We start from the raw sequence: 24,635 nt of genomic DNA, 5'->3' as shown, positions 1-24,635 counted from the left end.
CTCGCCCCACATCGATCACCGATCTCTTCGACATGACCGACCTCGACCACACCCACGACCCGGCGCTGCGCAGCTGGGTGGACTCCGCCAACACCGCGGAGACCGATTTCCCGATCCAGAACCTGCCGCTGGGCATGTTCCGCCGCGCCGGCTCGACCGGCGCCTTCCGCCCTGGCACCGCCATCGGCGATCAGGTCCTGGACCTGATCGCGGCGGCCGAACTGGGCGTGCTCTCCGACGCGCTGGGCGCGGTGCTGCGCACCTGCGAGGGCCTGGGCCTGAATCCGCTGATGGCCGTCGGCCCCGCGCTGCGCCGGCAACTGCGTCATGAGCTGGTCGCGGCGCTCAATGCCGACGCCGGCCCGGCGCCATCGAAGACGCTGGCGGATGCGCTGGTGCCGCTGTCGTCGGTCGAGCTCACGCTGCCCTGCCGCATCGGGGACTACACCGACTTCTACGCCGGCATCCATCACGCGACGACGGTGGGCAAGCTGTTCCGTCCGGACAACCCGCTGCTGCCCAACTACAAGTGGGTGCCGATCGGCTACCACGGCCGCGTGTCCTCGATCGGCGTGAGCGGCCAGAGCTTCCGCCGTCCCGTCGGCCAGACCAAGGCGCCGGATGCGGAGCTGCCGAGCTTCGGCCCGATCAAGCGGCTGGACTATGAGCTGGAAGTCGGCGCGCTGGTCGGCCCCGGCAATGCGCAGGGTCAGCCGATCGCGATCGCGGATGCGGAGCAGCACCTGTTCGGCCTGGTGCTGCTGAACGACTGGTCGGCGCGCGACATCCAGGCTTGGGAGTACCAGCCGCTGGGGCCCTTCCTGTCCAAGAGCTTCGCGACGACCTTGTCGCCGTGGGTGATCACGATGGAGGCGCTGGCACCCTTCCGCCGCCCGTTCACCCGGCCCGAGGGCGACCCGCAACCGCTGCCCTACCTGGACGGCGCGACCAACCGCGAGCGCGGGGCTTTCGGCATTCGACTGGAAGTCCACCTGCAGACACGCGCGATGCGTGACGCGGGCGAGGCGCCGGCCAAGCTGATGGCGTCGGAGTTCGCCGATGCCTACTGGACCGTGGCGCAGATGCTCACGCATCACGCGAGCAACGGCTGCAATCTGCAGCCGGGCGATCTTTTCGGCTCGGGCACGATGTCCGGCCGCGAGGCGGATCAGGGCGGCTCGCTGCTGGAGCTGACGCAAGGCGGCAAGCAGCCGATCACGCTCCCGAACGGCGAGCAGCGCACCTTCCTGCAGGATGGTGACAGCGTCGCGCTGGTTGGCCGCTGCGAGACGGATGGCCGTCGCGCAATCGGCTTCGGCCCCTGCATCGGCACGGTGCTCCCAGCCGTCGCTTGAGCGCCTAGCCCCGGCCCGTCCGGCGCTGCGACTCTCTCGGCTTCCCGCCTCTCGAGGGCGGAATTGCCCCCTCTCCCGCCCCGCGGGCGAAGGAGCAAGGGCGACCGAGTGAAACGGCGATGTGGCCGATCACGACGCGCTCAGCGTTCCTGCTGCCGTCCCGGCCCTTCCCGCCCCTGAGCCTCACGCCCCGGCCCTTCATTGCGGGGCGACCGCGGCGGCTCCACCCGCTGCTGAGGCGGCGGCGACGGCCGCGGCGCCTCGACGCGCGGCTGCTGAGGTGCCGGCCTTGGCACCTCGACCCGAGGCTGCTCGACAGCACGCGGCGGTTCAAAGCGAGGCGCTTCGCGCTGCGGCTCCGGGCGAGCCCGCTCGGGCCGCTCGAACCGCGGCTGCTCGACGCGAGGCTGCTCCACCCGCGGCGGCTCAAACCGCGGCGGCACCACCCGCGCCGGCTCGTCACGACGCTCCGGCCCTGGCCGATCGCCCCGACGCCCATCCTGTCCACCGTGATTGCCGCGCTCGGCCTGCTCGCGCTCACGCGCTTCCTGCGCCGCGCGCCAGGCCTCGCGATCACCCTCACTCCGCTCCTGCGGACGGCGCACCTCTCTGCCCGCCTGCGGATTCGCCGGCGCCGCTGGCACATTCGGCTGCGGCGTCACGTTCGGCGCCGTGGCGGGCGTCTCCGGCGTCGGCCGGAACACGCCACGGATCGCGTCGCCGGGACGACCGTCATTGCGCCCGTCATTGCGCCCCTCCGGCGGCCTGACCTCCGGTCGCCCATCCGGCCGACCATCGTTGTTCCGATCGACAAAGGGCCGCCCCTCCCCTCGCCCGCCCGGCACGTTGTCCGGCCGTCCATCATGGTTGCGATCCACGATGGGCCGACCATCCGGTCGCCCGTCCGGCTGCGTGCCCGGCCTCGGCGGCCACGAACGCTGCGGCTGCAAGGCCGCTGGCGGCAGCGGCCCCACCACCGGCCGCTGCGTATACAGCGGCCCATGATCGCGCTCATTCCGATAGATCGGCCTGGGCCCGCCCGGACGCACGACGGTGACCGGGTTCGGATCCGGATTCACGCGGCGGTAGTACTCGCGGCTGTAGTGATACGGGGGCGTCCAGGCCTCGCGCGGGGCCAGCGGTACCCAGGCGCCGTAGCGCGGCGGCGGCGGGCGCCGGCCGCTGCCGATCGAGATCGCCATGCTGATGCTGTTGCCCCCCACCCAGCCGACCATCGCCGGCGAGTACACCGGCCGCCGCACATACGGCCCCGGCACCCAGCACCAACGGTCGCGCCAGTAGGCCCAGCGGCCGTAATGGAAGGGCGCGAAGCCCCAGGGCATGTCGTCGACCCAGGTCCAGCCCCAGCGGCCACTCCAGACCCAGCGGCCGTAGCGGTACGGCGCCCAGTCGGCGACGACCACGGTCGGCACCCACACCGGGCCGTAATCGGGGCTCTGCTGCCAGGCGCCGTACTGGGCGAGATCCTCGGCGCCGGTCATCTCGGGCGAGACATAGGGCTGGCTGGAGCCCACCGCCGTCTGCGGCGGCGGCAGCGCGTCACGCGTGTCTTCCAGGATCAATCGGGCGAAGCCGTCGCGCTGCAGCGGTTGGCGCTCGGTGCGCGGGCCGTTGTCCCACCAGAACTCAGCCTGCTCGTTGGTCGCCATCCACACGGGCTGAGCGTCCGTCGCGCGCGAGTCGAAACGCAGCTTGCCCTGCCAGGCCTGCGCCTGGGAGCCGCGATCCAGCTGCGACACGCGATACAGCCCCTCGCGTTCGAACGAGAAGCGGCCTTCCAGCGTGCGCAGCGTCCACTCGTCGGCGGACTCCTGATTGCGCAGCCGCAGCGCCGCCGAGCCCTTGATGATCTGCACCGCGATGCGGTTGTCGGAGAGCGCGTTGAACTCGATCTCGCTGCGCTGGTCCAGCCACAACGTGGACGAGCCCACCGTCAGCGTGGCGCCGCCCCCGTCGTCGGCGCGCAGGCGGTCGCCCTCGCCGACGGTCTGGTTGCGGTGCATCTCGACCCACTCGCGGGTGTCCGGGTCATAGAGCCAGACCACGCCGGCGATCTCGGCGATGCGGCCGGCCCGGGTCGGCGCGTCCGCCATCGCCACGCCGTGCAGCAGCAGCGCCATCAGCGCGACCAGCAGCGCGAGCAGCGCGCGAGCCGTCCGAGGGATGAGAAGGCGGCTGTTGAGGCCGATCGACGATTGGATGTTCATGGCAGCGGAGACTCCACGGGGATCACCGCTTAACGCTTTCACGACAGCGCGGTGCACCGATGCTTACAACTTGACGCCCTGTTGCGCGCGCGTCAAGCGCCCACCGGGCATGGGCAATCGGCGCCCCGTACAGGGCACGCCGCGCGCTTCAATCGTCCGTATCGGGATCGAGCCCGGGGAACAGCACTTCGGTAAAGCCGAAGCGGCTGAAGTCCTTGATGCGCATCGGATAGAGCGTGCCGATCAGGTGGTCGCACTCGTGCTGGACGACCCGGGCATGGAAGCCCTCGGCCTCACGATCGATGGGCTGGCCGTCGGCATCCACCCCGGTGTAGCGGATGCGCGAGAGCCGCGGCACCACGCCCCGCAAACCCGGCACCGACAGACACCCCTCCCAGCCCTGCTCGGTCGCATCGGACAGCGGCGTGATGACCGGATTGATGAGCACCGTCATCGGCACGGGCGGCGCCTCCGGATAGCGCTCGTTGCGCTGGAAGCCGAAGACGACGACCTGCAGATCCACGCCGATCTGCGGCGCGGCCAGCCCGGCGCCGTTGGCGGCCTTCATCGTGTCGAACATGTCCTCGAGCAGCGCCTTCAGCTCGGGCGTGCCGAACTCGGTCACGGGCTGGGCGTGGCGCAGCAGGCGCGGATCGCCCATCTTCAGAATCTCGCGGATGGCCATGACGGGGTCCTCGGCGGCGGTCGTGCGCCGCGATGCGTGAACAGGGGGAGGCGGTCGTCGCGGTAGTGGCGCCCGGCCCGTCGCGGGGGCGACGCGGGCTCGGGGCTGATCGCGTAATCTCCGGGCCATTCTAAGAAGCCTGGTCGTCGAAGCAGCCCGAAGGGCCGCGTCGCCGGCATAGCCCCGCGCGCCTGCCGCGCGCCCACGCGAGAACGGAGACCCGCGATGACCCGCCCCGCCGCCACCAACGCCGCCGACGCCACGCCCGTGACGACCGCCCTGCCCGACTACCTGGAGCCGCTCGATCACGGCGTGTACGCGATCGACACGGCTTTCCAGCGCGATCACTTCGACGCGGCCTTCCTGGTCGTGGACAACGGCCGCGCCGCCTTCATCGACACTGGCACGCGGCTCGCGCTGCCGCGCTTGCTGGGGGCGCTGGAGGCGCTGGGCATCGCGCGCGACGCGGTGGACTGGGTCATCCCCACACATGTGCACCTGGACCATGCCGGCGGCGTCGGCACGCTGATGCGCGAGCTGCCCACCGCGACGATGCTGGTGCATCCGCGCGGCCTGCGGCACATGCTCGATCCGAAAGCCTTGTGGCTGGGCGCGTCCGCGGTCTACGGGGACGAGGAGATGAAGCGCTCCTACGGGGAGCTGGTCGGCGTGCCCGAGTCGCGCGCCCAGGAGAGCCACGACGAGCAGCGCATCCAGGTGGGAGGCCGCGCGCTGCGCCTGATCGACACGCCGGGCCATGCGCGGCATCACCACTGCGTGTGGGACGAGGCCAGCCGGGGCTGGTTCACTGGCGACACCTTCGGCCTGTCCTACCGCGAGTTCGACGATGCGGAGCGCGGCGCCTGGATCATGCCGACGAGCACGCCGGTGCAGTTCGAACCCGAGGTGCTGAAGGCGTCCATCGCACGCATGATGGCGGCGCGCCCGACGCGCATGTACGTGACGCACTACAGCCGCATCGGCCGCGACGAGGCGGATGTCGAGCGCCTGGCCGCGCTGCTGGTCGCGCAGATCGACGACATGGTCGAGATCGCCACGCGCCTGAAGGACGCGCCGGATCGCCACGCCGCGATGAAGCGGGAGCTGCTGGCGCTCTACCAGCGACGGGTGAAGGACCACCTCGGCGACCAGATGCCGCCGACGCGCATCGCCGCGCTGCTCGCGATGGACGTGGAGCTGAATGCGCAGGGGTTGGAGGTGTGGTTGGACAAGGTGGCCAAGGGCAAGACCTGACACCGGATCCATGGCATTCATCGCCGAGCGCCGACAGATGTCGGGAAACGACAACGGCGGCACCAGGCCGCCGTTTTGCTTCGTCGCCATCGCACTTGCGGGCGATGACCTCATGACGGTCAAGCGTCCAGATTCAACTCCTGAATCTTCCGCGTGATCGTGTTTCGTCCGATGCCGAGCTTCTGCGCGGCCTCAATGCGGCGGCCGCGCGTCAGGTCCAGCGCGGTCAGGATCAGACTGGCCTCGAAGCGCCGCGTCAGCACGTCCCACACGTTGGGCTCGCCGGCCGCGAGCAGGCGTCTAGCCTCCCGCGCCATCTCGGCCACCCACGCGTCGGGCGACGGCGGCAGCGTCACGCCGCCCATCGGCATCGCGGGCATCGCCGGCAGGCTGGTCAGCCCGCTCGCCGAGGGCACGACATCCATGGGCGCCGCGTTGCCCGCGGGCTGCGTCGCCGGCGCGGCCAGCAACTCCTGCGGCAGGTCCTTGGCCTCGACAACCAGGCTGGGCGCCATCACGCTCAGCCAATGGCAGATGTTCTCCAACTGCCGCACGTTGCCCGGGAAATCGAAGTTCACCAGACGCTGCAGCGCCGCTTCCGACAGGCGCTTGGGCTCGACACCCAGCTCATTGGCGCTGCGCTGCAGGAAGTAGCGCGCCAGCAGGGGCACATCCTCGCGGCGCTCGCGCAGCGGCGGCAGGCGCAGACGGATCACGTTCAGGCGATGGAACAAGTCCTCCCGGAAGCGCCCTTCCTTGACCAGCGTCTCCAGGTTCTGGTGCGTCGCCGCGACCACCCGTACATTCGCTTTCTGCGGGCTGTGCCCGCCGACGCGATAGAACTGGCCGTCCGACAGCACGCGCAGCAAACGCGTCTGCAGGTCCAGCGGCATGTCGCCGATCTCGTCCAGGAACAGCGTGCCGCCCTCGGCCTGCTCGAAGCGGCCGCGCCGCGTCGCCTGCGCGCCGGTGAAGGCGCCGCGCTCATGGCCGAAGAGCTCCGACTCCAGCAGGTCCTTGGGGATCGCCGCCGTGTTGATCGCAACGAAGGGCCCCTCGGCCCGCGGACTGTGCTTGTGCAGCGCGCGCGCCACCAGCTCCTTGCCCGAACCCGACTCGCCGGTGATCAGCACCGTCACGTGGCTCTGACTCAGACGGCCGATCGCGCGGAACACGTCCTGCATCGCCGGCGCCTGGCCCAGCATCTCGGGCATCTCGACCTTCTCGGCCTCGCCCACGGTCTCGCGCTGGCTCTCCTCCTGCGCCCGCCGGATCAGCTCCACCGCGCGCGGCAGGTCGAAGGGCTTGGGCAGGTATTCGAAGGCGCCCCCCTGGAAGGCGCTCACCGCGCTGTCCAGGTCCGAGTACGCCGTCATGATGATCACCGGCAGATCCGGCAACTGCTTCTTGACCGTGCTCAGCAGCTCCAGGCCCGTGCCGCCCGGCATGCGGATGTCCGACACCAGCACCTGCGGCGTGTCGTCCTCCAGGGCCGCGAGCACCTCGCGCGTCTGGCTGAAGCTGCGCACCGGCAGCCCTTCGCGCGTCAGCGCCTTCTCCAGAACAAAACGGATCGAATGGTCGTCGTCAACAATCCAGATCGACTTCATCTAAGGCTCCCCTTTTCCCCGTTGTCGACTTGTGGTCGCGGCTCAGGGCAAAGGCAGGGTGATTCGGAAATCGGTCCGACCCGGCTGGCTGTCGCAATCGATCATGCCCTGGTGCTGTTGGGCGATCGTCTGCGCCAGCGTCAGCCCGAGACCAGAGCCCCCATCCGTTCCCGATACCAATGGAAAGAAGATGCGGTCCTTGATCTCCTCGGGCACGCCCGGGCCGTTGTCTTCGATATGCAATTCCAATGCCAAGCGCCAGCGCTGCTTGCCGATCGTCACCTGCCGAGCCACCCGCGTCCTCAGCACGATGAGCCCGTCGCCCTGCGCGATGCGCTCGCGCAGCGCATGTGCCGCGTTCTGAACGATGTTCAGCACCGCCTGGATCAGCTGCTCGCGATCGCCGCGGAAGTCCGGGAGCGAGATGTCGTAATCGCGCTGGATCGTCAGCCCGCGCGGGAACTGCACCAGCACCAGCGAGCGCACCCGCTCGCAGATCTCGTGGATGTTGACGTCGCCCACCACCTGCGCGCGCCGATACGGCGCCAGCAGGCGGTCCACCAGCGACTGCAGCCGGTCGGCCTCGTGGATGATGACCTCGGTGTACTCCTCGAGCTCGGACCACAGCGCCGTGGGCTGCAGCTCCAGCGCCAGCAGCTGCGCCGCGCCGCGGATGCCGCCCAGCGGGTTCTTGATCTCGTGGGCGAGGTTGCGGGTCAGCTCTTTCGTCGCATGAACCTGGTCGAGGTTGCGCTCCTCGCGGTCCTGGCGCGTCTGCTGCGCGTTCTCGATCAGCTCGATGACCAGGCGCTCCGGGTCCTCGGTCTGGCTGACGATGACATGCACCGGCAGCAGATCGTCATGCGTGCGCGGCCCGCGCCGGATCACCGCGTCGAAGCGCGAGCTCGAGAACGCATTGCGGCTCACGCCCTCCAGCGCCTCGATCAGGCGGCCGGTGTCGATGAACCATTCCAGCAGATTGCTGCCCTGCACCGCGCGGCGCGGCAGGTTGAACAGCGTCTCGACGGCGGTGTTGGCGAATTCGCAGATGCCGTCGGGCCGCACCACCGCCACCAGCGTGGCGAGCAGGTCGAAGCAGCCGTAGGGCGTGTCGTTCGGTAGGGACTTCGGATTCATTCGGTGTCGCCTTCGTCGCGAGCGCCGGCAGCGCGCGCCTGACACCGAGGTCCGCCATCGCGGACGTGGGGGTCAGGGCGGCAGCTTGGCGAGCTCGCGCTTGATGGCCTGAACGTCGCTTTCCTGGCGCGCGACACCGGCCTTGAGCTCGGTGACGCGGTCCAGGTACTTCTGGTAGTTGCGCTCGTCGCCGCGGCGCTCGGGCTGGCCGTTGTTGAACTCCTGCTGGAGCTTGGCCAGCCGGGCCTCGGCGTCGCGCAATTCGTTCTCGAGCACGAGGCGGCGATCGCTGTCGCGCGCCCGCTGGTCCTTGGGGTCGATGCGCAGGTCAGCACTGGAAGGTCCCGTGCCGGAGCCCGACACCGCCGGCGGGCGCGGCTTGGTCGGGGCGATCACCGAGATCGGCGTGCCCTCGATGCTGCGGCAGCCCTTGTCGGCGGCCTCTTTCGGAGACAGCGCGTCGGTGTAGAGCACGGGTGGCCCCGGGCAGCGATACACCACGGCCTGCGCCGACGCCGAGCCGGCCACGCACGCGGCCGTCAACGCCAGCAGCCGCCAGGCTTTCGCGCCTCTCGCATCTCCCACCCGTTTCATCCGCAGCGTCATCGGCTATCCCTGTTTCCAACTGACCAGAGTCGGCGCTGATTGTGACGCAAGGCGACCCGGGTGGGACCGCTGCCAGGGACAGGGCTTGTCGCCAGACGTTCCCCCCGTGCGCTACGGGCGCGACGAGCGCTGCGGGCGCTGCGAGCACCCCGAGGTCACGCGATGCCGGACCGCCAACGAAAAGGGACGGCCGAAGCCGTCCCTGCGCGTGCGAGGCGATTCGCGGAGCGGGCCGTGCCGGTGCGGACATGGCGCTCTCCGCGCTCGCGATCACAGCGAGTAGTACATGTCGAATTCGACCGGATGCGTGGCCATGCGGAAGCGGGTCACTTCCTGCATCTTCAGCTCGATGTAGGCGTCGATGTAGCTGTCGGTGAACACGCCGCCCTTGGTCAGGAAGGCACGGTCCTTGTCCAGATACTCCAGCGCCTGATCCAGCGAGTGGCAGACGGTCGGGATCTTCGCGTCTTCTTCCGGCGGCAGGTGGTACAGGTCCTTCGTGGCGGCTTCGCCCGGATGGATCTTGTTCTCGACGCCGTCCAGGCCGGCCATCAGCAGCGCGGCGAAGCACAGGTAGGGGTTGGCGCTGGGGTCCGGGAAACGCGCTTCGACGCGGCGGCCCTTGGGGTTGGCCACGTACGGGATGCGGATCGAGGCCGAGCGGTTCTTGGCCGAGTAGGCCAGCTTCACCGGGGCTTCGAAGCCGGGCACCAGACGCTTGTAGGAGTTGGTGCCGGGGTTGGTGATCGCATTCAGCGCGCGGGCGTGCTTGATGATGCCGCCGATGTAGTACAGCGCGAATTCGCTCAGACCGGCATAGCCGTCGCCGGCGAAGAGGTTCTTGCCGTCCTTCCACACGGACTGGTGCACGTGCATGCCGGAGCCGTTGTCGCCGACCAGCGGCTTGGGCATGAAGGTCGCGGTCTTGCCGTAGGCATGGGCGACGTTCTGGATGATGTACTTCTGCAGCTGCGTCCAGTCGGCGCGCTCGACCAGCGAGCTGAACTTCGTGCCGATTTCCATCTGACCGGCGTTCGCCACTTCGTGGTGATGCACTTCGACCGGGATGCCCATCTGTTCCAGGATCAGGCACATCTCCGAGCGCATGTCCTGGCCGCTGTCGACCGGGGGCACCGGGAAGTAGCCACCCTTGACGGTGGGACGGTAGCCGCTGTTGCCGTGCTCGTATTCCTTGGACGAATTCCAGGCGCCTTCTTCCGATTCGATCTTGAAGAACGAGCCGGACATTTCATTGCCCCAGCGCACGCTGTCAAAGATGAAGAACTCGGGCTCCGGGCCGAAGTAGGCGGTGTCGCCCAGGCCGGAGGCCTTCAGGTAGGCCTCGGCGCGCTTGGCCAGGGAGCGCGGATCGCGCTCGTAGGCCTTGCCGTCGGCCGGATCCACCACGTCGCAGGACAGGATCAGGGTCGGCTCTTCGAAGAAGGGGTCGATGTTGGCCGTGTTCGGGTCCGGCATCAGCAGCATGTCGGAGGCTTCGATGCCCTTCCAGCCGGCGATCGAGGAGCCGTCGAAGGCATGGCCCGACTGGAACTTGTCCTCGTCGAAGGCGGAGACGGGCACGGTCACGTGCTGTTCTTTGCCGCGCGTATCGGTGAAGCGGAAGTCAACGAACTTGACTTCATGCTCCTTCACCAGGTTCATCACGTCGGCGACGGTCTTGGTGGCCATCAATCACTCCTAGGGGGCTGGATGAGAAAGAAAGAGTCGTCGGGCTCAGGCCCAGGCACGCCGTGAATTAGCAGTTTGCATGCCAACAAATGAAAGTGCGGTGAAAGAGCAGGCGCCAGACCGGTGCATCGGGCGCAAGCCCTTGATGCCCAACGCGCCACGCGGGGGCGCTGCTGCCGTCGTGTCCACCTCGAATCGGCCCTGGAAGCGAGCGCCAGACGCCCGCATCCCGAAGCGGTGCATCATCGCACCATTTCGGTGCTGATGTTGGCACCAAATTGGACGACGCCCTCGCGCAGGGTCGTATAGGCCGCGTCCAGCGAGGCCGCCTCGCCCTTGACGCCCAGCTCGATGTGACGACCCCATTGCGGATGGTCGACGCTGGGCAGCGAGAACACCTTGATGCCGGGGAAGTCCTGCTCGATGCGCTCCATCAGCGGGGTGAGCGAGGCCTCCATCGCGCCCTGCACGATCAGCGAGCGCTCGCGCGTGACGACCGCCTGATGCAGATCGGCGTGCAGGTGGTCCAGCGCCCACTCGATCATCGGATGCGCCATCACCGGGAAGCCCGGGACGAAGTGCGCGCGGCCGTCGATGGAGAAGCCGGGGATCTTGTTGTACGGATTGGGAATGATGGCCGCGCCCTGCGGGAACACGCCCATCTCCAGACGCCGCAGCGTGTCGGGATGATCGCGTTCGGGGGTGCTGCCCTGCTCCGCCGCCATCTGCTGCACGCGTTGCCAGATCAGCTCGGCGGCCTCGGGGTGGAGCTCCAACGGCCGGCCCAGCGCGGCGGCCGCGGCCTGGCGGGTGTGATCGTCGGGCGTCGCGCCGATGCCGCCGCAGCTGAAGAACAGATCGCCGCCGGCGAACGCGGCGGCGTACTCGCGGATCAGCTGCTCGCGGTCATCGCCCAGGTACTTGGCCCAGGACAGCGACAGGCCGCGCGCGCCGAGCAACTCGATCACCTTGGCCAGGTGCTTGTCCTGGCGCTTACCGGACAGGATCTCGTCGCCGATGATGAAGAGGCCGATATTCATGCGGGGTGCTCGATCAGACGGAAGGAGGAGGAAGGACGGGCGGCTGCGTCGCGTAGTTGGCGGGCAGCGCGTCCATCACCGGGTCGGGCTCGCTCGCCACGACCGTGTCGGCGCGGCGCATCTCCTGCAGCGCGGCCAGCGCGTAATGCGCGAACCACAGCGAGCTGAAGGCGAAGACCAGCGTGTACAGCCACACCGACACCAGGATCAGCACAGGAGCGAACGCGATCGTCAGCGCGCCCAGCGCCCAGATCGCGGCCGGAGCCGCGCCCAGGTAGCCGGTCGCCAGGCCCAGCAGCATCAGGGGCAGGCGGTGCTCATTGATGAGCCGGCGACGTTCGGGCCCGGAAGCGTGCTCGGCCAGCACGTCGAAGGTGAACACGCGATAGCCGAGCCAGCCCCAGATCAACGGCGGCAGGATCAGCGCCAGCGGCGGGATCAGCCAGAACGGCAGCGACGCGATCAGTGCGACCACCGCGACCAGCGTGTGCCCGAGCGACCAGCTCAGGCTGGCGACGAAGCCGCCGCCGTGCTTGCGCTCGAGCCCGGGAAAGCGCCGCTGCCCCACCAGATCGACCATCGACGGCGTCATCAGCAGCGCCACCAGCAGCAGGCTCAGCACGACCAGCGCGGGTACGGCCATCGCCAGCACGATCATGGGCGCAAGCACGGTGCGGAAAGACGCCGCGCCCAGCGAATCCAGCCACTTGAGCAGGCCGTCGACCAGGCTCCAGGATTCCATGGTCGCGCGCACGCCGGCCACGGCCGCTTCCCAGAAGAAATAGCCCAGGCCGAAAGCCAGCGCCGCCGACACGATCAGCGGCAACAGCGACAGGCCGATCACCCGCGGATGCAGGCAGTAGGCGGCCGCCCGCCAGAACGAGTCGGCGATGCGGCTCATCGGCTTGATCATCAGTCGTTTCCTCCCGCCGGCGCCCGGCCCGTGATATCGATGGACGCGCCACCAGCGGGCGTATCGCCACCGCCGTGCGCGGGCGCGATCTTGTCACGTCCGAACAGCCGTTTCAGCCCCAGCCATTGCTGAGACCAGTAGCCGCTGCCGTAATCACGTCCGCCCTCCTCCGGCAGCTGATCGCGCACGCCGGTGGGATCCCAGCGGTCCTCGAAATTCGAGGTCCGGAAGATGACGTCCCACACCGGGAACAGCACCGCGAAGTTGTGACCGCCCAGCGTGCCGCGGCCGAAGCCCTCATGGCCGATGCCGATCGAGTGGTGCAGGCGATGGAAGCGCGGGCTCACCAGCAGGCGCTCGCCGATCAGGCCGAAACTGACGCGCAGGTTGGCGTGCTGCAGGTTCTCCAGCAACTGCGAGATCGCCGTCAGCGCGACGAACTGCCCCGGTCCGACGCCGATCAACCGCGCCACCAGCACCACCGCGCCGTCGATGAGGATGTCGTCGAGCAAGTGATTGCGGCTGTCGCTCCACATCGTCATCTGGCGCTGGCTGTGATGCAGCGAGTGCAGCGACCACCACCAGTTCCACGAGTGCTGCGCGCGATGCAGCCAGTACTGCAGCAGATCGAAAGCCAGCAGATAGACGATGAAGCTGAGCCAAGCCTGGTCGGTCACCCCGGGCCAGATCGCGTCGAGCTGGAACGTCGGGATGCCCTGCATCCGCATCTCGCTCACCAGACTGTCGGCCAGCGGTTCGAGCGAGAAGAACATCGCCAGCCGGAACAGGCCCAGGCGCTGGATCAGCGTGTAGAGGATGTCGACGCGGATCGCGCGGCGATCGGTCACGGCCTCAGCCGGACGCCAGCGTTGCAGCGCGCCGATCACCGCCAGCATGACGACGATCTGCAGCAGCCCGACCAGCAGCCAGCCGGTCGCGTCGAACGCGTCCTCCAGCAGGTTGCCGTAGCCCAGGTTGAAGACGATCGGCTGGACGACGCTCTCGAAGAGCGCCTGCTGCGCTTGACCGAACAGATCGGTGAACCAGTCCATCACGGCTCCTGTCCTCCTGCCTCAATACTGCTACTGCTTCGACGCCGGCCTCAACGCGGCTTGGGCGCGTCCTTGCCGGCCTTCAGCGCCAGCGCCTCGGCGGGCTTGCGCATCCACGCGGCGTACTCCGGATGATCGCGCAAGGGCGCGAAGCACATGCCCCGCGATTTCAATCCCTGCAGCAGCGGCTCCAGCACCGCCGGCGCCCAGGGATCCTGGCGCGACCAGATGCCCAGATGCGCCATCAGGATGTCGCCCGGCTTGATGCGCCGCAGCGCCTGCTCCAGCAGCGCCTGGTTCGGGAACTTGTCGCTGGGCAGCTCGTCGCCGAGGAAGCCGGACGGGCTCCAGCCGACGTGCTTGAAGCCGCAGGCTTGCGCCGCCGCCAGCAGCGCCGGCGACGTGCGGCCCGCCGGCGCGCGGAAGATCATCGACATCGGCTTGCCGGTCATTTCCAGAAAGCGCTGCGCGGGACGCTTGAGCTCCTCGCAGTACTCGGCGGCGCTCAGCACCACGGTCTGCGGCAGCTGCTCGCCGGCGGCGCGTCGGAAACGGAAGCGGCCATCCGGCAGATCCGCCGACCATGCATCGTGATACCAGGTATGCGAGCCGAAATCATGGCCCTGCTCCGCCAGCGCCTTCCACCACGGGGCCCACTTGTCGTCCAGCGTCTGGCCGCCGTCCAGCGTCGGCTCCTGCGCGAGGAAGAACGTGGCCTTCGCGTCGTAGCGCTTGAGCGTGTCGACGATCAACGGCGCCACGCCCATGTGGCCGGTGTCGAAGCTCAGATAGACCGGCTTGTCGCAGGCGGGCTTGGGCGCCTCGGGCTGAGCGAAACCGGGCAGCGTGACGGCCGGGCCGAGCATCAGCCCGAGCACCAGCGTCAGCCCACGCCGCGGGAGAGACGGGATCTTCACGAGACTGCTTTCAGTTCGGATCGACAGGTCGAATCAGGCGACGCGGACGGACACGCGGCTCACTGGCGCGGCATCTGGTCCAGCGTCCAGACGCCGTGCGGCGACTTGCCGACCTTGACCTGCGTGAGGATCTGCTTGGTCTGCAGGTCCATCACCGTGAGCTTGCGCGCCCAGCGCGAGGTGAACATCAGCGTGCGGCCGTCGGGCAGGATCTCCATGTCGTCCGGTCCGCCGGGCGCCTTCAGCGTGTCCACCACGCTGAAGTCCGCCAGCGAGATCTTGCTGATGGTGTTGGCCGCGCGGTTGCTCACCAGCACATGCTTCTTGTCGCCCAGCGCGCGGAACGAGTGCGCGCCGTCGCCGGTCTCCAGCTTCTTGACCAGTTTGGGTTGCGGGCCGGTGACGTCGTAGACCTCGACGCTGCGCTCACCGGTCAGTGCGACCAGCAGGTGCTTGTCGTCCGGAGTGAGGTACAGATCCGCGGGCAGCTTGCCCACCGGAATCTTCCAGCGCGGCGCCATCGTGTTCAGGTCGATGGCCAGCAGCTCGCTGCTGTCCTGCAGGCTGGCGTAGACGACGCTGCTCTTGCTGTCGATGGACAGATGGCTGGGCGTCTTGGGCGCGGAGAAGCGCTTGAACAGCGCCATCGGCTGCGCCGCGTTCTGCGGCTGCCACTTGTAGATGTCGACGTGATCCAGCCGGTTGCCGGCCAGCACCAGCCACTTCATGTCGGGCGAGAAGCGCAGGTGGTACGGGTCCGGAATGCCGCGCACCGTCCGCTGGACCTCGGCCGTCACCGGGTCCAGGAAAGTCAGCGAATCGCCCAGCGCGTTGGCCACGATCATGGTCTTGCGATCGGGCGTCAGATACAGGTGATGCGGCTCCTTGCCGGTCGGGATGCGCTTGATCTCGCGGAAGTCCTTGGGGCTGATGACGCTGATGTCGGCGTCCAGCGAGTTCAACACGAAGATCGGGCTGGTCGCGCCGTTGCCGGTGTTGGCGGTGGCGAGCGACGGTGTCAGCGACTCGGCAAGGGGAAGCGACAGGGCCAGGGCAGCGGCGATCGGCCGCGCAAGACGGAACAGCATGAAGTCCTCGGGTCCTCGGAGACAGGGGCGCGCGTGAGACGCGGATCGCGCGTCGGGTCGGGCGAGCCTCGCGCAGCCCTGGAGTGTAGGCGGGTTGTCCCTGAGTCCCGGCTGAAACAGCGGCGGGAAGCTCGCCCTGATGCGGGACTGCGTCGCTGCGGGCACAAGTCTTGAGCTTTTCGGAACGGGCCACCCAGACTTGCCGCCAGCGTTGCCGCAAGGACGCGCATCACGAACGCGACGACGCGGGCTCGAGGCCCGCGTCGCACGCTTTTCAGAAGCGCCGGATCACTCGTCGTTGTCGCCGCCGAGGATGCCGCCCAACAGGCCCGCAGCCCCGAAGCCGCCCAGGAGCGAACCCTCTTCGCGCGAGCCGCCGCGCTGCGGCGCCGCCGCGAACACACGCGACGCCAGACGCGAGAACGGCAGGCTCTGCAGCCAGACCTCGCCCGGTCCGGTCATCTTGGCCAGGAACAGACCCTCGCCGCCGAACAGGGCGGTCTTGATCTTGCCCACGTACTGGATCTCAAAACTCACCGATGGGGTGTAGGCCACCACGCAGCCGGTATCCACCAGCAGGGTCTGCCCGGGCTGGAGCGTACGACGAACCACGGTACCCCCCGCATGCACGAAGGCCAGCCCATCACCATCGAGCTTCTGCATGATGAACCCTTCGCCACCGAAGAAGCCGGTCGACAGGCGCTGCTGGAGCGCGATGCCCAGCGACACGCCGCGGGCCGCGCACAGGAACGCATCCTTCTGGCAGATCAAGGTGCCCCCCAGCTTGCCCAGATCCATGGGCAGGATCTTCCCCGGATACGGCGCCGCGAAAGCGACCCGCAATTTCGTATGACTCTGGTTGGTATAGATCGTGGTGAACAGCGATTCCCCGGTCACCAGCCGCTTGCCTGCCCCGAGCAGTTTCCCGAAGAACCCGCCTTGATTGGCGGACCCGTCGCCGAACACCGTGTCCATGCCGATGCCGGCATCCATGAACATCATGCTGCCGGCTTCACCGATCGCAGCTTCGCCGGGGTCGAGTTCGACCTCCACGAACTGCATCTCGGCACCCTTGATTTCAAAGTCGACAACGTCCATGGCCATGGTGATCACCCTCTGTCACATCTCAACGAATGGGGCGCGATATTACCGTTTCGCGCCCTTTCTATACTGCGGTCATGACGCCCATGTCTCCTGACGAAAGCGCAACAACTTTGAAGCCCGGCGACAGCTACGTGCAGTCCTTTGCCCGGGGTCTTTCGGTGATCCGGGCCTTCGGCGCGGACGCCCCCCGGCAGACCTTGACCGAGGTCGCGCGCCGCTGCGGCCTCACCCGCGCCGGCGCCCGGCGCATCCTGCTCACGCTCCAGACGCTGGGCTACGTGCGCGCCGAGGGCCGGCTCTTCGAGCTCACCCCCAAGATCCTGGATCTGGGCTTCGCCTACATCTCCTCGCAACCGCTGTGGCAATTCGCCGAACCGCTGGTACTGCAACTCTCGAACGACCTGAAGGAGTCGAGTTCGATCTCGGTGATGGACGGCGGCGACATCGTCTTCGTCGTGCGGGTCCCCGTGCGCAAGGTGATGAACGCGACGCTGGGCATCGGCAGCCGGCTGCCCGCGTGGAGCACGGCGATGGGGCGCGTGCTGCTCGCGTCGATGCCGGTCGAGGAGCGCGACAAGCTGATCGAGCAGGCCGAGCTGATCCCCTACACCCATCGCACCGTGCGCAGTCGCGACGATCTGCGCGCGCAAGTGGAGCAGGCGCGTCGCCAGCACTGGGCGCTGGTGGACCAGGAACTGGAGGACGGCGTGGTGTCGGTCGCGGCGCCGATCACCGGACGCGATGGGAAGGTGGTCGCGGCGATCAACCTGAGCACGCATGCGAACCGGACCTCGCCGCACCTGCTCGTCGAGCAGGGGCTGCCCAGGCTGCAGGAGACGGCGCAGAGTCTGTCGCGCCTGCTGCAGATCAAGGGGTGAAGATCGAGGGGTGAAGCGCACCCCGGCACGGACAAGGGCTGCCACGGGCAGCCCTTTTCTTTGCGAGCCAGGCGCGACGACGCCCTCACCCCATGTGCAGCCCGCCGTTGCAGCTGAAGTCCGCGCCGGTGGTGAACCCGGAGTCCGGCCCCGCCAGCCAGGCGATCACGGACGCGATCTCACCCGGCTCACCCAGGCGCTTCACCGGGATCTGCGCCACGATCTTCTCGAGCACGTCAGGCCGCACCGCCTTGACCATGTCCGTCCCGATATAGCCCGGGCTCACCGTGTTCACCGTGATGCCCTTGGACGCCAGCTCCTGCGCCAACGCCATCGTGAAGCCGTGCATGCCGGCCTTGGCCGCGGAGTAGTTGGTCTGCCCCGCCTGCCCTTTCTCGCCGTTGACCGACGAGATGTTGATGATCCGGCCCCAGCCCTTGTCGACCATCCCCGGCACGACCTGCTTGGTCACGTTGAACATGCTGTTCAGGTTGGTGTCGATGACGGTGTCCCACTCGTCGCGGGTCATTTTCAGGAACATGCGGTCCTTGGTCACGCCGGCGTTGTTGACCAGGACGTCGATCTTGCCGTGCTCCGCGATCGCCTTGTCGAAGGCGGCGACGGTGGAGTCCCAGTCCGCCACGTTGCCGACCGAGGCATGGAACGAATAGCCCAGAGCGGACTGCTCGGCCAGCCATTTCGCATGGTCGCGGCTGGGGCCGCAACCGGCGATGACCTTGAAGCCTTCCTTGTGGAGGCGCTGGCAGATGGCGGTGCCGATGCCCCCCATGCCGCCGGTGACGTATGCAACTTTCTGACTCATCTTGCTTGCCTCCTGAACGACACCCCGGGCCGCCGCGTCCGCGGGAGGGGTGCCTCATGTAAGAACGGAACCGACGCGTTGGAAATCGATGCGGCGCGAGCCGATCAACGCTCGACGCAGAGCGCCACGCCCATGCCGCCGCCGATGCACAAGCTGGCGATGCCCTTCTTGGCGTCGCGCTTGATCATCTCGTGCAGCAGCGTGACCAGGATACGGGCGCCGGAGGCGCCGATCGGATGGCCCAGCGCGATCGCGCCGCCGTTGACGTTGACCTTGCTCAGGTCCCAGCCCATCTCCTGATGCACCGCGCAGGCCTGCGCGGCGAAGGCCTCGTTGATCTCGAGCAGATCCAGATCCTTGGCGTGCCAGCCGGCGCGCGCCAGCGCCTTCCTGGACGCGGGCACCGGGCCCATGCCCATGGTCTTGGGATCGACGCCGGCGCTCGCGTAGGACGCGATGCGCGCCAGCGGCGTCAAGCCCAGCGCCTTGGCCTTGGCGTCGCTCATCAGCACCAGGCCGGCCGCACCGTCGTTCAGGCCCGAGGCATTGCCCGCGGTCACCGATCCGGCCTTGTCGAAGGCCGGCTTCAGACCCGCCAGCGCCTCGGCCGTGCTCTTGCGATTGATGAACTCGTCCGTGGAGAAGACGATCGGATCACCCTTCTTCTGCGGGAGGGTGACGGGCACGATCTCCGCGGTGAAGCGGCCCGCGTCCTGCGCGGCGGCGGCCTTCTGCTGGCTGGCCAGCGCGAGCTCGTCCTGCTGGGCGCGGCTGACGTGGTACTCCTTGGCCACGTTCTCGGCGGTGATGCCCATGTGGTACTGGTTGTAGACGTCCCACAGGCCGTCCACGATCATCGTGTCCACCAGCTTCCAGTCGCCCATGCGCTGACCGTCGCGCGAGCCCGGGAGCACGTGCGGTGCCAGGCTCATGCTCTCCTGGCCGCCGGCGATGATGATGTCGGAATCGCCGTCGCGGATCGCCTGCGCCGCCAGCATCACGGCCTTCAGGCCGGAGCCGCAGACCTTGTTGATGGTCATCGCCGGCACGGTCACGGGCAGGCCCGCCTTGATGACGGCCTGACGCGCCGGGTTCTGGCCCACGCCCGCGGTCAGCACCTGGCCGAGGATGACCTCGTTGATCTGGTCGCCCTGCAGGCCGCTGCGGCGCAGCAGCTCCTGGATCACGGTGGCGCCGAGCTCGCTCGCGGGCGTCTTGGCCAAGCTGCCGCCGAACTTGCCGATCGGCGTGCGCGCCGCGGCAACGATGACGATGTCCTGAGATGAAGTCATGTCTCGCTCCTGGTTCCGGTTCTGCTGAATACAGCGGGGACGAATGCTTCTGGAATGAAGTCTTCGGGATGGAAGTCGTCGGGGATGAATGCGGAGATCGATTCGCCGGTGCGCCTTGGTTCGCGCTTCAGGCGCGTTGCTTGACGTAGCGCCCCGGCGCCGGCTCGATCGCCTGGTACGTGCGGTTGCCCGGCGTGCGCGGTGCCGCCTTCTGCGGTCCCGCGTGGCCGGCCAACCACTTGTCCCAATCGGTCCACCAGCTGCCGGGGTGCTCGGTCGCCTCGGCCAGCCATTGGCGCTCGTCGGCCGGCAGCGCGCTGCCCTTGCCGATCCAGTGACTGCGCTTCTTCTTCTCGGGCGGATTGATCACGCCGGCGATGTGGCCGGACGCGCCCAGCACGAAGCGCTTCTTGCCCTTGAAGATCTGTGTGCTGCGATAGGCCGCGTCCCAGGGGACGATGTGGTCCTCGCGCGAGCCGTACAGATAGACCGGGGCCTGGATGGCGCCCAGGTCGATCGCCTCGCCGCAGACGGTGAGGCGGCCGGGGATGCGCAGCTCGTTCTGAAGATAGGTGTGGCGCAGATACCAGCAATACATCGGGCCCGGTAGGTTGGTCGCGTCGCCGTTCCAGTACAGCAGGTCGAAGGCGGGCGGCGCCTCGCCCTTCAGATAGTTGCCGACGACGTAGTTCCACACCAGGTCGTTGGGCCGCAGGAAGCTGAAGGTCGTGGCCAGTTCCTGGCCGTGCAGCAGGCCGGGGCCGTTGACGGCCTGCTCGCCCAGCGTCATCTCGCGCATTCGCACCGAGGACTCGTCGACGAAGAGATCCAGCACCCCGTTGTTGCTGAAGTCGATCAGCGTGGTCAGCAGCGTGATGCTCTCGGCGGGCTGCTCGCCGCGCGCGGCCAGCACCGCCAGCGCGGTCGCCAAGATGGTCCCGCCGACGCAGAAGCCGAGCGTGTTGATGGTCTCGGTGCCGGCGATCTCGCGCACGACCTCGATGGCCTTGATCGCGGCGCGGCCGATGTAGTCGTCCCAAGTCCAGTGCACGCATTCGGCGTCAGGATTGCGCCAACTCACCACGAAGGTGCGGTGGCCCTGCGCGACGGCGTGGCGGATCAGCGAGTTCTCCGGCTGCAGATCGAGGATGTAGTACTTGTTGATGCAGGGCGGCACCATCAGCAGCGGCCGCGCATGCACCTTCGCGGTGAGCGGCTTGTACTCGAGCAGCTGGAAGAGCTCGTTCTCGAAGACCACGTGCCCCTCGGTGGTCGCGACGTTGCGACCGACCTCGAAGGCCGACTCGTCGGTCTGCGACACGTGGCCGCGCCGCACGTCCGCCATCAAGAGCTGCACGCCGCGGGCGATGCTCTCGCCCTGCGTGTCCAGCGCCAGACGCTGCGCCTCCGGATTGAGCGCGAGGAAATTGCTGGGGGACGCCGCATCGACGAATTGCTGCACCGCGAAGCGGACCCGCGCGCGGGTCTTGTCGTCGCCCTGCACCTGCTCGGCCATGCGCTGCAGGGTCCGTGCGTTGAGCAGGTAGAGCTGCGCGGTGAAGTGAGACAGGCGGTTCTCGTTCCAGGACGGCGAAGAGAAGCGGCGATCCTTCAGCGGCGCGGCCGGGGCATGCTCGCCCGACTGATCGCCGAGCGCGCCGTTCCACAGCTCGCCGGCCTGACGCAGGTAGTCCGACTGCAGCTGCGTCCAGGCCTCCGGCTGGATCTGCAGCGCCTGCAGTTGCTTGAAGGCATCACCGAATCCTTGCGCGAGGCTGCTGGCCGCTCGCGCCGCCTGTTCGGCGAACTGGTTGTCTACGCTCATGGGTCTCCTCTGACGGATCCGAGCAAGAAGCTTGCCACAGACGATGCGCGGATCGCCGCATCGGCATCGCACATGCTCAGGCGCTTTTGTAGCCCGATCAGCTTACCTCCGCGTGACGATACCGTCGCGGTGTCCCGGCGATTCGTGGGCTCACTCTCTTTTTGACCGGACATGCTGCTCGTCGCGATCGCCTGGATGTATGTGGTGCTGATGATGGCGCTCGCCGAGGCCTTCAGCACGCAGGGCTCGGTGCTGGGCGCGCTGATGACCTTCGTCCTGTACGGCGTGGTGCCGCTGGCCATCGTGATGTACCTGATGGGCACGCCGATGCGTCGCAAGGCGCGACGCCGCGCCGAGGCGCTTGAAGCCGAGACGGCCGCCGAAGCGGCAAGCACTTCGGCGCCGGCTTCCGCGCCGATCTCAGCGCAGCCGGATGACGGCGGCCATGCGGCCGCTGCGCAGTCCGTCGACGCGCTCGTGACGGAACGAAAAGAAGCGTGAGGGCGCGCCGAGCGTGCACCAGCCGCCGCCGCTCACGTCGGCGATCCCCGTGGCCGCGAGCCGCTGCCGCGCCAGGCCGTAGAGATCGGCCCGCCAGCGCGGCTCGCCCTGCTCGTTGGGTTGGAAGCGGAACAGCGGCTGATCGCGATGCAGCGGCTCCGCGCCGAAGGCGGCGAGCACATCCGCGCCGACCTCGAATTGCTCCGGCCCGATGCAGGCGCCCATCCAGGCACGGATGCGGGACGGCGCGCAATCGACGGCCTCGGACATCGCCGCGACGGTGCTTTCAAGCACGCCCCCCGAAAGTCCCCGCCAGCCCGCATGCGCCGCGCCGACCACGCCGGGCCCCGCGAACAGCACCGGCAGGCAGTCCGCCACCATCACGGCGCAGGCCAGCGCCGGATCCGTGCTGATGCTGGCGTCGGCGGGCTCGGGGTCGGCATCGGGATGCGCATGCCCGGGCCGCAGCCGAAGCACCGTCGTCCCGTGCACCTGCTTGAGAAACACCGGCGCGCCGCCGATCGCCGCGGCGACGCGCAGCCGGTTCTCGATCACATGGGCGGGATCGTCGCCAACGGATCGCCCCAGATTCAGACTGGTCAGTCCGGCCCGCTCCGGGAGATCCGCACCGCTGACGCCGCCGGCGCGTGTCGTCATGAAGGCCTCGACGTCCCCCTCACGCCAATCGGGCCGCAGCCAGTCCGGATGCGGCGCGAGCCGCGTCGGCTCACTCGGCATCGGGACAAGCGCTCGCTTGCGTCTTGCTGAAGGCGTCCAGGGTCATGCAGTGCTCGTGGATACGCATGATCGTGGGCACGTGGTCCAGCCGGCAGTTGAAGCGCTGCGCATTGAAGACCTGCGGGACGAGCAGGCAGTCCGCCATGGTCGGCGTGTCGCCGAAGCAGAAACGGCCGGCGCGACCCTCGGCCTGGAGGCGGTGCTCGACCACCGACAGACCGCTCTCGACCCAGTGCTGGTACCAGCGGGTCTTGTCGTCCTCGGACACGCCCAGGTCCTTGACCAGGTAGCGCAGCACGCGCAGGTTGTTGATGGGGTGGATCTCGCAGGCGATGTCCTGGGACAGCGCGCGGATGTAGGCGCGGCACAGCGCGTCGCCGGGCAGCAGGCTGGGCTCGGGATGGAGCTCGTCCAGGTATTCGATGATGGCCATCGACTGCGTGATGATCGCGTCGCCGTCCTTGAGCAGCGGCACCAGACGCGCGGCGGACACCGCGGCGTAGGACTCGTTGAACTGTTCGTTCTTGGCGAGGTGGACCGACTTGTAGTCGTAGTCCAGGCCCTTGATCGCCAGCGCGATGCGCACGCGGTACGAGGCGGACGAGCGGAAGTAGTTGTAGAGCTCCATGGCCGGCGATGATGCCATGCGAGGGCCGCTACACTGCGCCCCATGTTTCAAGCGCGGCGATTCCAGCACTGCCCCACTTGCGGCGGCCCGACCGAGTACCGCGTCCCGGCCGACGACAACCGCGAGCGCGCGACCTGCACGGTCTGCGGCGCCATCCATTACGAGAATCCGCTGAACGTCGTCGGCACGCTGCCGGTGTACGGGGAGCAGGTGCTGCTGTGCAAGCGGGCGATCGAGCCGCGGCTGGGCAAGTGGACCTTGCCGGCGGGCTTCATGGAGCTGGGCGAGACCCTCGCCGAGGGCGCTGCGCGCGAGACGCAAGAGGAAGCCGGCGCCGAGATCGAGCTGCAGAACCTCTACTGCGTCATGAACGTGGTACGCGTGGGCCAGGTCCACCTGTTCTACCGCGCCAAGCTGCTGAGCCCGCATGTCGATCCCGGCCCCGAGACGCTGGAGGCCCGGCTCTTCCACGAGCACGAGATCCCCTGGGACGAGATCGCCTTCCACACGGTCCGCGACACGCTGCTGCGCTTCTTCGAGGACCGCCGCCGGGGCGAGGGATATCCGCTGCATACGGCGGATATCGGCTGAGGGTCAGGCCTCCATTTCCTCCAATGGCGGACGCATCTGCGCGGTATGCCAGAAACCGATGATGCTGACGACCAGCACCTCGACGACGTAGCGCAGCACGTAGCGTTTTTCCCTGCCGATGCCCCACTCCCGCACGCGGGGGCTCACGGGCCTGCCGAACTCCGGATTCCGAGCAATCAGCGACTCGGCATGAGTCACGTCATCAATCAACGGTTCCGCAGCGCGTGCGCTGCGTTCAGCGATGTAGCGGTGTTGATGCTCGAACGGGGCCCAGGCTTCGCGGGTCCAGTCGATCTTCACTCGTCGAGCCCCTGCTGCCGACGGGCCTCCGCCCGCATACGATCAAACGCTTCGTCCACCTCTGAGCGAGGCACGACATCCCCACGCAGCGCGGCCTTCACCGCGTTGTCCTCGTGGCGCTCCATTTCCGCCTCGTGACGAGTCACGTTGGGCTCGTCCGGATCGGTGCGCACGACCCAGCGCTGGACCAAGTGCTCGATCAACTCGTTCACATCCACCTGCAGACGCCGGGCGAGCGCCTCCATGCGCACCTTGATGCGCTCATCGATCTGGACGTGGAGGTCGGTTCGGGCCATGAAGTGATCGGTTTCGAATAGGGCGACCATTTGTGCACCTGCTCATTCTTCGAAAAGAGAAGGTGCGGATTCTGAGAAGCCGGGG

Annotated in this window: 24 protein-coding genes; 5 read left to right on the top strand and 19 right to left on the bottom strand. The window is 68.2% G+C overall.

Annotated elements, in window-relative coordinates:
* Positions 1-32 precede the first annotated feature (32 nt).
* Entirely contained in the window at positions 33-1,355 is a 1,323-nt protein-coding gene (fahA, locus tag ABDW59_RS17450; RefSeq protein ID WP_343631357.1) for a fumarylacetoacetase, read from the top strand.
* 140 nt (positions 1,356-1,495) lie between these two features.
* Here fahA and ABDW59_RS17445 read toward each other — a convergent pair whose 3' ends face one another.
* Both ABDW59_RS17445 and def read right to left on the bottom strand, forming a co-directional pair.
* Positions 1,496-3,583 (bottom strand): DUF6600 domain-containing protein, encoded by a 2,088-nt coding sequence (locus ABDW59_RS17445; RefSeq protein ID WP_343631355.1) that lies wholly within the window; start codon positions 3,581-3,583, stop codon positions 1,496-1,498.
* 148 nt (positions 3,584-3,731) lie between these two features.
* Positions 3,732-4,268 carry a peptide deformylase gene (gene def, locus ABDW59_RS17440; protein WP_343631353.1) on the bottom strand — a complete coding sequence of 179 codons (537 nt, stop codon included), beginning with the start codon at positions 4,266-4,268 and terminating at the stop codon, positions 3,732-3,734.
* A 225-nt stretch (positions 4,269-4,493) separates the two neighbouring features.
* Here def and ABDW59_RS17435 point away from each other — a divergent pair, with 225 nt between their 5' ends.
* Positions 4,494-5,522 carry an MBL fold metallo-hydrolase gene (locus ABDW59_RS17435; RefSeq protein WP_343631351.1) on the top strand — a complete coding sequence of 343 codons (1,029 nt, stop codon included), beginning with the start codon at positions 4,494-4,496 and terminating at the stop codon, positions 5,520-5,522.
* Between the two features lie 119 nt (positions 5,523-5,641).
* Here ABDW59_RS17435 and ntrC read toward each other — a convergent pair whose 3' ends face one another.
* The 10 genes from ntrC to ABDW59_RS17385 form a co-directional block, all read right to left on the bottom strand.
* The gene (ntrC, locus tag ABDW59_RS17430) at positions 5,642-7,132 is read right to left on the bottom strand and encodes a nitrogen regulation protein NR(I) (protein WP_343631349.1); all 1,491 of its coding nucleotides are present in this window, start codon (positions 7,130-7,132) and stop codon (positions 5,642-5,644) included.
* A 42-nt stretch (positions 7,133-7,174) separates the two neighbouring features.
* Positions 7,175-8,269, bottom strand: coding sequence for a nitrogen regulation protein NR(II) (gene glnL, locus ABDW59_RS17425; protein ID WP_343631347.1), 1,095 nt, complete (start codon positions 8,267-8,269; stop codon positions 7,175-7,177).
* A 72-nt stretch (positions 8,270-8,341) separates the two neighbouring features.
* A complete protein-coding gene (locus tag ABDW59_RS17420; protein ID WP_343631345.1) occupies positions 8,342-8,875 on the bottom strand; it encodes a hypothetical protein in 534 nt (177 codons plus the stop codon).
* A 270-nt stretch (positions 8,876-9,145) separates the two neighbouring features.
* Positions 9,146-10,564, bottom strand: coding sequence for a type I glutamate--ammonia ligase (gene glnA, locus ABDW59_RS17415; protein ID WP_343631344.1), 1,419 nt, complete (start codon positions 10,562-10,564; stop codon positions 9,146-9,148).
* A gap of 242 nt (positions 10,565-10,806) precedes the next feature.
* Positions 10,807-11,604, bottom strand: a complete 798-nt coding sequence (locus tag ABDW59_RS17410) for a molybdopterin-binding protein (RefSeq protein WP_343631342.1) — start codon at positions 11,602-11,604, stop codon at positions 10,807-10,809.
* A gap of 13 nt (positions 11,605-11,617) precedes the next feature.
* Positions 11,618-12,517 carry an EI24 domain-containing protein gene (locus ABDW59_RS17405; RefSeq protein ID WP_343631340.1) on the bottom strand — a complete coding sequence of 300 codons (900 nt, stop codon included), beginning with the start codon at positions 12,515-12,517 and terminating at the stop codon, positions 11,618-11,620.
* Positions 12,517-13,569, bottom strand: a complete 1,053-nt coding sequence (locus ABDW59_RS17400; RefSeq protein ID WP_343631338.1) for a sterol desaturase family protein — start codon at positions 13,567-13,569, stop codon at positions 12,517-12,519. Before ABDW59_RS17400 ends, ABDW59_RS17405 begins: the two co-directional genes overlap by 1 nt.
* 50 nt (positions 13,570-13,619) lie before the next feature.
* Complete coding sequence (locus ABDW59_RS17395) at positions 13,620-14,435, bottom strand: polysaccharide deacetylase family protein (protein WP_343631380.1); 816 nt, start codon at positions 14,433-14,435, stop codon at positions 13,620-13,622.
* Positions 14,436-14,545: 110 nt separating this feature from the next.
* Positions 14,546-15,574 carry a YncE family protein gene (locus ABDW59_RS17390; protein ID WP_343631336.1) on the bottom strand — a complete coding sequence of 343 codons (1,029 nt, stop codon included), beginning with the start codon at positions 15,572-15,574 and terminating at the stop codon, positions 14,546-14,548.
* Between the two features lie 288 nt (positions 15,575-15,862).
* Positions 15,863-16,678, bottom strand: a complete 816-nt coding sequence (locus tag ABDW59_RS17385; RefSeq protein WP_343631334.1) for a TIGR00266 family protein — start codon at positions 16,676-16,678, stop codon at positions 15,863-15,865.
* Between the two features lie 74 nt (positions 16,679-16,752).
* Between ABDW59_RS17385 and ABDW59_RS17380 the strand changes: the two genes are divergently transcribed.
* Positions 16,753-17,556, top strand: a complete 804-nt coding sequence (locus tag ABDW59_RS17380; RefSeq protein WP_343631332.1) for an IclR family transcriptional regulator C-terminal domain-containing protein — start codon at positions 16,753-16,755, stop codon at positions 17,554-17,556.
* Between the two features lie 85 nt (positions 17,557-17,641).
* Here the strand turns inward: ABDW59_RS17380 and phbB are convergent, their stop codons facing one another.
* The 3 genes from phbB to phaC form a co-directional block, all read right to left on the bottom strand.
* Positions 17,642-18,379: an acetoacetyl-CoA reductase gene (gene phbB, locus ABDW59_RS17375; RefSeq protein WP_343631330.1), complete on the bottom strand. Its 738-nt coding sequence runs from the start codon at positions 18,377-18,379 to the stop codon at positions 17,642-17,644.
* Between the two features lie 104 nt (positions 18,380-18,483).
* Positions 18,484-19,671, bottom strand: coding sequence for an acetyl-CoA C-acetyltransferase (locus ABDW59_RS17370; protein WP_343631328.1), 1,188 nt, complete (start codon positions 19,669-19,671; stop codon positions 18,484-18,486).
* A gap of 127 nt (positions 19,672-19,798) precedes the next feature.
* Positions 19,799-21,496, bottom strand: coding sequence for a class I poly(R)-hydroxyalkanoic acid synthase (phaC, locus tag ABDW59_RS17365; RefSeq protein WP_343631326.1), 1,698 nt, complete (start codon positions 21,494-21,496; stop codon positions 19,799-19,801).
* Between the two features lie 171 nt (positions 21,497-21,667).
* On the opposite strand from phaC, the gene ABDW59_RS17360 reads away from it, so the two are divergent.
* Complete coding sequence (locus ABDW59_RS17360; RefSeq protein WP_343631324.1) at positions 21,668-21,997, top strand: hypothetical protein; 330 nt, start codon at positions 21,668-21,670, stop codon at positions 21,995-21,997.
* On the opposite strand, the gene pgeF is transcribed toward ABDW59_RS17360, so the two are convergent.
* Both pgeF and maiA read right to left on the bottom strand, forming a co-directional pair.
* Positions 21,917-22,735: a peptidoglycan editing factor PgeF gene (pgeF, locus tag ABDW59_RS17355; RefSeq protein ID WP_343631322.1), complete on the bottom strand. Its 819-nt coding sequence runs from the start codon at positions 22,733-22,735 to the stop codon at positions 21,917-21,919. The two genes, ABDW59_RS17360 and pgeF, sit on opposite strands and share 81 nt — an antisense overlap.
* Positions 22,725-23,363, bottom strand: a complete 639-nt coding sequence (gene maiA / locus ABDW59_RS17350) for a maleylacetoacetate isomerase (protein WP_343631378.1) — start codon at positions 23,361-23,363, stop codon at positions 22,725-22,727. The genes pgeF and maiA overlap by 11 nt, the downstream gene beginning before the upstream one ends.
* A 42-nt stretch (positions 23,364-23,405) precedes the next feature.
* Here maiA and ABDW59_RS17345 point away from each other — a divergent pair, with 42 nt between their 5' ends.
* The gene (locus tag ABDW59_RS17345) at positions 23,406-23,954 is read left to right on the top strand and encodes an NUDIX hydrolase (RefSeq protein ID WP_343631319.1); all 549 of its coding nucleotides are present in this window, start codon (positions 23,406-23,408) and stop codon (positions 23,952-23,954) included.
* Positions 23,955-23,957: 3 nt separating this feature from the next.
* Here the strand turns inward: ABDW59_RS17345 and ABDW59_RS17340 are convergent, their stop codons facing one another.
* Positions 23,958-24,254 carry a type II toxin-antitoxin system RelE/ParE family toxin gene (locus ABDW59_RS17340; protein WP_343631317.1) on the bottom strand — a complete coding sequence of 99 codons (297 nt, stop codon included), beginning with the start codon at positions 24,252-24,254 and terminating at the stop codon, positions 23,958-23,960.
* A complete protein-coding gene (locus tag ABDW59_RS17335) occupies positions 24,251-24,550 on the bottom strand; it encodes a hypothetical protein (protein ID WP_343631315.1) in 300 nt (99 codons plus the stop codon). Before ABDW59_RS17335 ends, ABDW59_RS17340 begins: the two co-directional genes overlap by 4 nt.
* Between the last annotated feature and the right edge of the window lie 85 nt (positions 24,551-24,635).

This window comes from Roseateles sp. (genome assembly GCF_039595295.1).
Lineage (GTDB): Bacteria > Pseudomonadota > Gammaproteobacteria > Burkholderiales > Burkholderiaceae_C > Roseateles.
The sequence above is the reverse complement of the archived record's forward strand: the minus strand, read 5'-3'. Positions and strand labels throughout refer to the sequence as shown.